Genomic DNA, 10,541 nt, shown 5'->3' with positions numbered 1-10,541 from the left:
ACCGTTCTGGCCAGACGGCTCCAAGAACACCTGCGCTGGCGCAACGCCAACGCCCGCCACCCCGACATCCTCGACGCCCAACGCCGAGAACGAGCACGCATCCGCAGCGAACGCCACCGACGCTGGGGCCGACCACGAGCAGCCTGACCAACCCGGCGAACCTATGTGGTCAACGCACTAGTGCGGGCTGATCGACAGCGAAGCTCGGGTTCACCGAGACCGGGCGGACGGGAGTGGACCCGGTCCGCGGCACCACCCTGTTCACCACGCGACGACTCCGACGCCCGCCTGTCACCGGTGCGAATCGCCGCGCACGACGGCGGAAACCGTCATCCCGTCCACGTCCGACCGCAGCCCACGATCATCGACGAAAACGCACGTCCGCAGATCGTCGGCAAGCGGGACGGACCAGGAAGCGAATTCGGACGACCATCGGTCCCGCGTGTTGTCCGCGGCGAACTTGCCGAGCAGGCGCGCACGACGCCCGGTGGACCAACCGAGTGAACGGGACACCGGCGTCCCACACTATGACACGGATTGTCCGGTCCGTTAGCCCGGTTGGCCCTTCACTTTCGTTGGAACCATGCATAAGTTGCAGATGGTTGTTGCGAAAGACTGCCGAACTTCGCTCGACCGCACACCGGACAACCACGACCTCCGACGCCGTCCGCGCAAGCGCGCCCCGGACGGCTGATTCGCTGCGGGGAATGGGCGTTCCGTCCATTCCCGAACCGCCCGTGCCCTCATTGTCCCACGCCTTTTCCGGCACCGGCGTCGCCCTTTCCGGACAGATTCCGTCGACCTGGATGGAGAACGATGGACGAGCACGCCCAACCCGGCTGGTTCACCAGGCTCGTGTCCCGGCGGGCCGTGCTGGCGACCGGCACGGCGGGGCTCGCCGTGCCGGCCGCCCTGACGCTCGGCCCGGTGGCGACCCGACGTGCCGCCGGCGCGCAGGCGGGCGTGGTCGAGAAGGTCACCCTGTACGCGGAGGCCTTGCCCGACAACCTGTACGGCTACGGCCTGGCGCCCGGTCGGGCGACCGTTCCCGGTCCGGTCCTGGAGATCTACGAGGGTGACACGCTGGAGGTCACCCTGGTCAACAACACCGACCGGCGGATGTCCATCCACCCCCACGGCGTGGACTACGGCGTCGAGTCCGACGGCAGCCCGCTCAACGCCTCCTTCAACAACCCCGGCGAGACGCGGACCTACACCTGGCGGTCGCGGGAGATGGTCGCCACCGCGGGTAGGCGCCTGATGCCCGGCAACGCGGGCTACTGGCACTACCACGACCACGCCATGGGCACCGACCACGGTTCCCTGGGCATCGCGCGCGGGCTGTACGGCGCGCTGGTCGTGCGCCGTCGAGGGGACATCCTGCCGGACAAGCAGTTCACCGTCGTGTTCAACGAGATGACCGTCAACAACCTCGTGGCGCCGCACACGCCGATCTTCGAGGCCGACCTCGGCCAACGGGTGGAGTGGATCGCGATCGGGCACGGCACCCAGTTCCACACGTTCCACCTGCACGCGCACCGGTGGGCCGACAACCGCACCGGGATGCTCGAAGGGGCGTCCGACCCGAGCCAGGTGATCGACAACAAGGACCTCAACCCCGGCAGCTCGTTCGGGTTCCAGGTGCTGGCCGGCGACGGCGTCGGCCCCGGCGCGTGGATGTACCACTGCCACGTGCAGAACCACTCGGAAACCGGGATGTCCGGGATCTTCCTCGTGCGCAACGCCGACGGCAGCATGCCGCCCGGCGCGCAGGAGGCAATCGACCGGTTCCGCGGGCACAGCCACGGCGCGACAACCGCGCAAGCCCCGGCCGAAGGGCAGCACCAGCACTCGCCGACGCGATGACCTCGTGGCCGACGACGACGAAGGAGTGAGGGATGGGGCCAAGGACCTCTCCGGGCGGACACCGCGGGAGAACAGGGAGGAAGGCGCTGTCGGCGGCGACCGCGGCGGTGGTCCTGCTCGGCGGATCACTCACCTCCGCGACGGCTGCGCCGGACGTGCCGCGGCAGGCGCCGACCGCCGCCGCCACGCCGGTGTCGGTCCTGGTCTTCCACGGCCCCGCCGCTGAGCAGCAGGACCCGGTCGTGCGCGCCACCCAGGCGTTCCGGGACATCGGCGCGGCCAACGGCATCGCCGTCGACGAGTCGTCGGACCCGGCCGCGTTCACCGCCGACAACCTCGCCCGGTACCGCGCCGTCGTGTTCCTGTCCGCCTCGGGCGCGACGCTCAGCCGTGACCAGGAAGCGGTGCTGCGCGACTACGTGAAGGGCGGCGGCGGGTTCCTCGGGGTGGCCGACGCCGCTAAGGCACAACCCGAGTCGTCCTGGTTCACCGGCCTCATCGGCGCTCGCCCGGTCGGCACCACCGCCACCCCCGAGACGGCGAGCGCGGTGACGGCGAGCGGCGAGAACACGCCGAACGAGACCAAGGAGATGCTGACCGACGGCAAGCCGGAGACCAAGTGGCTGGTCCGGAGCACGACGGCGTGGGCGGCCTACCGGCTGCCGGCCGCCGCCGCGGTGAACCGCTACACGCTCACCTCGGCCAACGACGCACCCGGCCGTGACCCGAAGGACTGGACGCTGAAGGGCTCGGCGGACGGCACGACCTGGACCGACCTGGACCGCCGAACCGGCCAGACCTTCGCGGAACGCTTCCAGAGCCGCACGTTCACCATCGCCGAACCGCGGTCGTTCCAGCACTACCGCCTGGACATCACGGCCAACGGGGGCGAGCCGATCACCCAGCTTGCCGAGCTGCGCCTGTTCTCCGGCGACCCGACACCCGTGCCGGACCCCCACGTGCACCGGTCCGTGGTGAACCTCGTCGACCGGCAGCACCCGGCGAACGAGGGCCTGCCGCTCACCATCACCCGATCGGACCGCTGGTACAACTGGGAGCCCAACCCGGTCGGCACCGTGCACACGGTCGCCCAGGTCGAGGAGCGGCACCACGACCCGGGCCCGGGCGCCAACGGCCCGTTCCACCCGGTGTCCTGGTGCCGTGACCACGAGGGCGGTCGGTCCTTCTACACCGGCATGGGCCACACCGAGGACGGCTACGGCGAGCAGGCCCTCCGCAGCCACCTGACCGGCGCCCTCAAGTGGACGACCGGCCTGGTCCGCGGCGACTGCCAGGCCACCATCGCGTCCAACTACCAGGTCGAACGGCTGACCGCGGCCAACCAGACCGGTCAGCTCGACCAGATCGGCGAGCCGCACGGCCTCACCGTCGCCCCGGACGGCACGGTGTTCTACGTCGGCAAGGCCGCCTGCCCCACCGGCCCCGTCGTCGCGTGGACCGACCCGGAGGTCGGCCTGGGCTGCGGCACGATCCACCAGTTCAAGCCGGACACCAAGCAGGTGAAGCTGCTGGCGACGCTGCCGGTGATGGGCAACCGCGGCAGCGGGACGGAGCTGGTCAAGAACGAGGAAGGGCTGCTGGGCATCGTGCCCGATCCGGAGTTCGCCGAGAACGGCCGGCTCTACGTCTACTGGATGCCGCACGACACCGTCGACCGGGAGAAGCGAACGGGCAAGCGGACGATCTCGCGCCTCACCTACGACCGCGCCGCGCAGACGATCGACCTCGCCACCCGCAAGGACCTGCTCCAGTGGGAGGTCCAGCAGCACAGCTGCTGCCACGCGGGCGGCGGCATGGCGTTCGACGCCGCAGGCAACCTGTACGTCGGCTCGGGCGACAGCAACTCCTCCCTGGGCTCGCAGGGCTACTCCGGCAACAACTGGGCCGCCGAGTGGCAGGGACTGTCCTTCCAGGACGCCCGCCGCACCGCGGGCAACACCGCCGACCTCAACGGCAAGATCATCCGGATCCACCCCGAGCCGGACGGCACGTACACGATCCCGCCGGGCAACCTGTTCCCGCCGGGAACCGAGAAGACGCGCCCGGAGATCTACGTGATGGGCGTGCGCAACATCTCGCGCCTGCAGATCGACCCCGTCACCCAGTGGCTGACCGCCGCCTGGGTCGGTCCGGACGCGCTCCAACCGAGCCCGGAGCTGGGCCCGGCCAAGTACGAGACCGCGACGATCATCACCGAGGCGGGCAACCACGGCTGGCCCTACTGCATGGGCGACAACCAGCCGTACCGCGACCGCAGCACTGCCGACGCGACCGTCCTGACCGGGTGGTACGACTGCGACGCGCCGAAGAACCACTCGCCGCGCAACACCGGTCTGGTCGACCTGCCGCCGGTCAAGAAGAACATGATCTGGTACGCGCCGGGCGGCGGCGGCCCGGTGTTCCCGGACCGGCCGGACGGCAGCGGCATCCCCACCTACAACGCCGTGGACGCCACCTACACGCAGCCGTACCTGCGCGGCGGCGGACAGGCCGTCATGACCGGCCCGACCTACCACCGGGAACTGGTCGACACCGGCAGCGGTGTCGCGTGGCCGGAGTACTGGGACGACAAGTGGTTCATCGGCGACCAGTCCAACTCGGCCAACCGGGTCGCGGTGACCGTCGACCCGGCCGGTGTGCCGACCGCCGCTCCCCCGGCCTTCGCCGAGAGCCTGCGCGCGATCATCCCGGGCGGCCTCGGCAACGACCGGCTGCAGAGCTGGATGGACGCGAAGTTCGGCCGGGACGGCGCGCTCTACCTGCTCGACTACGGCGGCGGGTTCTTCAGCCTGCACCCGAACCAGAAGCTGATCCGGATCACCTACCGGGGCGGCGCGAAGACGCCGGCGCCGTCCGCGACCGCGGTCGAGGTGCAGAACAAGCCGCTGACCATCGCCTTCACCGGCTCGCGGTCCGGCGGCGCGTCGCACCGCTGGGACTTCGGCGACGGCACGTCGTCCACCGAAGCCGACCCGAGGCACACCTACGACCGGGTCGGCGAGCACCGCGCCAAGCTCACCGTGACCTACGCCGACGGCGAGACGCAGGTCGTGCCGCTCACCGTGAACGTCGGCTGCGCGGTCCCCGACGACCGGGCCACGGTGTGGCTGGGCGACTCGGACTCGGGCGTGGCCAACGCACCTGTCGGCGGCGGCTGCACGGTCAACGACCTGATCGACGACGAGAGCCCGTGGGTCGACCACGGCGCCTTCGTCCGCCACGTCACGGCGGTCGCCGACCGGTTGCAGCGCGACGGCGTGATCACCGGCCGCGAGAACACCGCGCTGGCCCGTGCCGCCGCGGGCTCCGACGTCGGCACGGCGGGCAACACCGGGTACGAGCCGATCTTCGACGGCACGGCGGCGTCGCTGCGCGGCTGGTCGCAGGCGCCGTCGGGGTCGTTCTCGATCAAGCCGGACGGTTCGCTGCGCTCCTCCGGCGGGTTGGGCATGCTGTGGTACGCGCGCGAGCAGTTCGGCGACTTCTCGGTGAAGCTGCGGTTCCGCGACATGTCACCGGAAGGCGCACACGCCAACAGCGGCGTGCTCACCAGGTTCCCGGATCCGCGCGTCCCGGTGGAGCAACGGCCGCCGGGCAGTTGCGGGACCGCGGGTTCCGCGCGGACGTCGGCGGCCTGGGTCGCGATCTACTGCGGCCACGAGGTCCAGATCTACGACGGCGCGACCGGTGAGCCTCAGAAGACCGGGTCCGTCTACAACTTCGACCCGATCGGGCCGCCCCCGTCCGGCGTGCCCGCGAAGGGAACCTGGAACGACTACGAGGTCCGGGTCGTGGGACAGCACTACACGGTCATCCGCGACGGCGTGGTGATCAACGAGTTCGACAACGCGCCGGGCAAGCAGTCGTCCCGGCCCAGCGACCCGCCGACGGACCTGCGCCAGTTCGCCGAGGGCTTCCTCGGCCTGCAGAACCACGGCGCGGCCGACGTGATCGATTTCCGCAACATCCGAGTGCGGTCGCTCTAGTGCCGTGACCGGCACCAGCCGCGTCCGGCAGGTCCGCGCTCAGGGAAGGTGCACCATGTTCCGACGTTCGACCGCCGCGGTGGCAGCAGCGTTGATGTCCCTGACCGCCGTCATCCCGGCCGCCGCGCTGCCGGCCGCTCCCGTCCAGGCCCACGAGCAGGTGCTGACCTGGACCGCCGACAACGACATCACCCGCTACAAGTCCGCGCCGACCACCGCGGCGCCGGGCCCGACGAAGATCGTCTTCGAGAACAGCGAGGCCACCGGCAACACCACCGGCATGCCGCACACCCTCACCTTCGACACCTCCACCCCCGGCTACAACCACGACGTGGAGCTGAACATCCTGGCCAACCCGTTCGACGCGCAGAACGGCAGGCACGAGGCCGCGGTGACGCTCACGCCGGGCAAGTACCGCTACCTCTGCACCATCCCCGGCCACGGCACGATGTCCGGCGAGTTCACCGTGACCGGGGGTGGTGAGGACACGACCCCTCCCACCGCGGCCGGCGAGGTCACCGGCCCGCGCGATGCCGCCGGCAACTACCTCGGCAGCGCCACGGTCACCGTCACCGCCTCGGACGCGGGGTCGGGCGTGGGGCTGGTCGAGCACGAGGTGGACGACACGGGTTTCGTGCCCCACACCGAGCCGGTCCGGATCACCGCCGTCGGCGACCACTCCGTGCAGTACCGGGCGACCGACCGGGCGGGCAACACCTCCGAGGTCGGCTCGGTGTCGTTCCGCGTGGTCGAGCCGCCGTCCGACACGACACCGCCGGAGGTGGCCGCCGACGTCGCGGGCACCAAGGACGCCCGGGGCAACTACGTCGACAAGGCGACCGTCACCATCACCGCGACCGATGCGGACTCCGGCGTACGCAGCCGCGAGTACCGACTGCACGCCGGGCCGTGGACCGCCTACACCGCGCCGGTCGAGGTCACCACGCCCGGATCTCACATGGTCCACTTCCGCGCGACGGACAACGCGGGCAACACGTCACCGGAAGGCGTGGTGGCCTTCACCGTCGTCGCCACGCCGGTCGACACCGAGCCGCCCACGACGTCCGCCGTGGTGTCCGGGGCCGAGAACCCCGACGGCGCCTACTTGGACGACGCGACCGTGACGATCACCGCGTCGGACGCGCAGTCGGGCGTCGAACGGGTCGAGTACGCGCTCGACAGCGGCGAGTGGACCGCGTACTCGTCGGCGGTCGTGGTCGGCACGGCGGGCAGCCACACCGTGCGGTACCGGGCCACCGACAAGGCGGGCAACACCGCCGCGGCGAAGTCGGTGTCCTTCACCGTGGTCGAGTCGGGGGCGGACGCCTGCCCCGACTCCGACACGCGCCCGACAGTGGTCATCGGACGTGACGACACCCGAGTGGCGAACGTCGACACCGGCAACGGCTGCACCGTCAGCGACCTCGTCGACCAGCACGGCGAGTACCCCGATCACGGCGCCTTCGTCCGGCACGTCGAACTGGTCACCGCCGACCTGGTGACCAGGGGCGTGCTGACCTCTCGGGAGCAGGCCGTGATCGTGCGCGCGGCCTCGCGATCCGACGTCGGCGAGTAGTTCCTTCCACCGCAGCAGGGAGAACCGAGATGACCAGACGGACCGCACCCGCCCTCGCGACCTTGAGCGCCATCGTCACCGCGTCGGTGCTGGGCGCCGCCCCGGACGCGCACGCGGACCTGGTGATGTACTGCGTCGGCAGCGGCGGAGCCGTCACGGTTCCCAGCGACCTGTACGTGCCGCCGGGCGAGTCGTGCTCGTTGACGGGCACCACCATCACCGGCAACGTGCGCGTGGCCGCCGGCTCGAACCTCGTGATCACCGGCGGCGCGGTCAACGGTTCGGTCGAGGTCGCGGCCGACGGCTACCTCGACTCGACCGACACCAGGGTCGACGGCGGGGTCACCCTGGCGGCCGGCGGCTTCGGGCTCTACCTGAACAACACCGACGTCGCCGGCGTGGTGGTCGAACCGAAGGGCTCGGCGACGATCGAGGGCTTCCTGTTCGTCGAGCGGGGCTCGACGATCGACGGCGACCTCACCTCGGGCGTCGGCGAGGTCAGCGTGACCGGCAGCGAGGTCACCGGCGACGTCAGCACCACCGCGGCGTACTTCACCGACCTGCACGACAGCTTCGTGGACGGGGCGCTGTCGGTGCTGAACAACCCGACCGGCAGCGTCGTCTGCGGCACCGCCGTCGGCGGCCGGGCCACGTTCGCCGGCAACCTCGGCGGCGTGCAGCTCGGCCCGAACGGCGGCCTCGACACCTGCGCCTCCGGCGGCTACTTCGCCAGGGACGTCGGCATCTCGAACACGACCGGTGGTCGCACGACCCTGGACGGCAACATCGTCAACGGCGTCCTCCGGCTGACCGCGAACAACCCGGTGGCCGAGGTGGCGGACAACAACAGCATCCGCGGCGGGATCGTCGGCGACCACGCCGCGCCCGCCGGGTCCGCCGCCACCGCCGCCGACGGTGTCCGCGGCAGTGCCGACGAGCGCGCCCGTGAGCGGCGTGCGCAGGCCGCCGCGTCCACGACGGCGAAGGGTCCGGCACGCCTCTGATCTCCGGTGTCGCCGGCGGTCCGCCGTCGCCCGCACGCTGCGTCGCGCGGGCCCTGCCGGGACCGGACCGCCGGCAGGTGGCATCCGACGGCACCCGGCCGGTCGATCAGCGGCCCCCTCGCCCCGGCCGGCGGGTACGGGCAGCGGGGTACGGGCAGCAGGGATCGCGGGCGGCGGGGATCGCGGGCGGCGGGTCAGAAGTGGGTGGCGATCCCGAACGCTTCGCGGAGCCGGGCCATGTCGTGGCGATCCCGGTCGGTGGGCTCGTAGCCCTGGTGGAAGTGGACCTGCTGCTCGGCGGACAGGCACGGCACGGCGCGGTCCAGGATCGTGCCGGTGACGAAGCACGCCGCCGGGTAGACGAACGGCCGCGCTGGTTCCGGCGAAGCCTGCGTGGCACTCCCGTCGGCAGCGAAGACGAGCGGGTGCAGGTCGATCTCGCGCCCCTTCGCGTCCACGACGACGAAGCGCACCGGACGCCGGTCGACCGATTCGGCGAAGCCCAGTTCGGCGAGGGTCGCGACGACAGCCGGCTCCTGTCCGCTGCGGTGCATGAGGTCAAGGTCCCGGTGCGGGCGGGTCTGCCTGCCCAGCAGGGCGTCGACGCCCCAGCCCCCGCCGATCCACACGTCGCCGCCGGCCTCCCGGAGCGCGTCCAGGATCTCCAGCACGTCGTCGCCGGTCACGGTCGCCCCCCGCCCTCCCCGGAGCGGCGATTTTACCGAGCCCGGTTCCCGATCCGCGATCGCGGCCGGCGGGGACAGCGGGAGCGTCGGTCGCTCAGGTTCACGGCACCACGCGACCGCGGTCGCTCATCGTCCGGGCGGGCCGGTGGCGGCGGAGGTCGACACGTCCTTGGCGCCAGTCGCGGAGTTGACCGCCACCGCGTAGTCCGCCACGGTCCGCCCCGGGGCCGAACACCGTCGCATGTCGGAGTAGAGCCACATGAACCCGCCGTAGATCGGCGTGGTCTTGCCCATGTCCTCCAACGTCTGCTTGACCGCTTCCGGCGAGTCGCCGTCGGCGCACCCCGAGCCGTTCTTGCACCACAGTCCCGGATCGACCGACATGCCCAGCTCATCGGCCCAATCCGCGGGGTCGTTGTCCGAGCCCCCCGCGTAGCACTGCAAGTAGACGCGGTCCACCAGGGAGCCGAGTTCCGTCTTGACGTCCTTCCAGTAGCCCACTTCCTCATAAGGCACAAAGGTGAACTTCCGGTACCCGATCCCCTCCGCCATCCGGGCGAACTCCACGGTCGAGTTCACGTCGTAGCACGATTCGTCGTCGCTGTTGAGCACGTCGACCCCGAGCTCTTCCTGCAGGGCCTTGAAGTTGCGGTACAGGATGCTGCCGGGACCGGTGCCGCCCCCGGCGCTGCGCCGGTTGACCAGGCTCTCGATGTTCTCCCAGTCGGCGGCGCCGTAGGAGCCGATCGAGACCTCGACGCGACCGACCTTCGAGTTCTTCCTGGTCGTCAGGGACTTCACCCGGGTGGGCCACGTCTCGTCGCCGCAGTACTCCCCGTCCGACACGATCCGGTTCTCGTTGTAGAAGAGGTCGCCGTTCTCGTGGACGTGCAGGCTCCAGAGGATCACCGTGCCGAACCCGGAGGTCGCCAACTCGACCGCGGTCTCCTCGCTGCCGGGATAGGGGCCGTCGACATAGATGGCCGACCGACCGCCCGCTCCCGACCTCGGCCGCACAATTGCGTTGCCCATTTTCGACTCCTGCTCGGAACCATTTCAGCCGTGCTCGGCCACCTGCGGTCCTACCCGGCGGTGGAACCCCCATGTGCACGGCCTGGCACGTCCACTCGGACGAGCCCGGGGGATCAGCCTTCCGGGGAACGCGGTCACGCCACGTCCACGTGAGCCGGAACCAGCCCCACGCCGGCTGCCGAGGTAACCCCTTCACCTGATCCGGGCGCACCGCGCACACCCGGCCGGGCGACAGCCGGGCCGGTCGTGGCGACACGGGGTCAACGGGCACGCTCATGGTGTCGGGGGAAGGGACGCCGACGCGCGAGCAGGCTGCGGATCAGGTGGGCGGCAGGCGGAGGTGGGGATGCGGTGGCGGTGGGTCCTGACG

General features: G+C 71.1%; 6 protein-coding genes and 1 pseudogene. 5 read left to right on the top strand and 2 right to left on the bottom strand.

What is annotated here, in order from left to right; all coding sequences use genetic code 11:
• The 5 genes and pseudogenes from AB0H12_RS43275 to AB0H12_RS43255 form a co-directional block, all read left to right on the top strand.
• Positions 1-147 (top strand): annotated as a pseudogene (locus AB0H12_RS43275) (IS630 family transposase); the annotation flags it as partial.
• A gap of 669 nt (positions 148-816) precedes the next feature.
• Positions 817-1,866, top strand: coding sequence for a multicopper oxidase domain-containing protein (locus tag AB0H12_RS43270; protein ID WP_499632013.1), 1,050 nt, complete (start codon positions 817-819; stop codon positions 1,864-1,866).
• 32 nt (positions 1,867-1,898) lie between these two features.
• Complete coding sequence (locus AB0H12_RS43265; RefSeq protein ID WP_499632010.1) at positions 1,899-5,873, top strand: ThuA domain-containing protein; 3,975 nt, start codon at positions 1,899-1,901, stop codon at positions 5,871-5,873.
• A 55-nt stretch (positions 5,874-5,928) separates the two neighbouring features.
• Positions 5,929-7,449, top strand: a complete 1,521-nt coding sequence (locus AB0H12_RS43260) for an OmpL47-type beta-barrel domain-containing protein (protein WP_499632007.1) — start codon at positions 5,929-5,931, stop codon at positions 7,447-7,449.
• Between the two features lie 29 nt (positions 7,450-7,478).
• Positions 7,479-8,453 carry a hypothetical protein gene (locus AB0H12_RS43255; protein WP_499632004.1) on the top strand — a complete coding sequence of 325 codons (975 nt, stop codon included), beginning with the start codon at positions 7,479-7,481 and terminating at the stop codon, positions 8,451-8,453.
• 194 nt (positions 8,454-8,647) lie between these two features.
• Here the strand turns inward: AB0H12_RS43255 and AB0H12_RS43250 are convergent, their stop codons facing one another.
• Complete coding sequence (locus tag AB0H12_RS43250) at positions 8,648-9,139, bottom strand: nucleotidyltransferase domain-containing protein (RefSeq protein ID WP_499632001.1); 492 nt, start codon at positions 9,137-9,139, stop codon at positions 8,648-8,650.
• 126 nt (positions 9,140-9,265) lie between these two features.
• On the bottom strand, positions 9,266-10,171 hold the full coding sequence (locus AB0H12_RS43245) for a lysyl endopeptidase (RefSeq protein ID WP_499631998.1): 906 nt from the start codon (positions 10,169-10,171) through the stop codon (positions 9,266-9,268).
• Positions 10,172-10,541: the final 370 nt, after the last annotated feature.

Origin of the sequence: Actinosynnema sp. NPDC023794 (genome assembly GCF_040639675.1) — a bacterium.
GTDB lineage: Bacteria > Actinomycetota > Actinomycetes > Mycobacteriales > Pseudonocardiaceae > Actinosynnema > Actinosynnema luteola.
The sequence above is the reverse complement of the archived record's forward strand: the minus strand, read 5'-3'. Positions and strand labels throughout refer to the sequence as shown.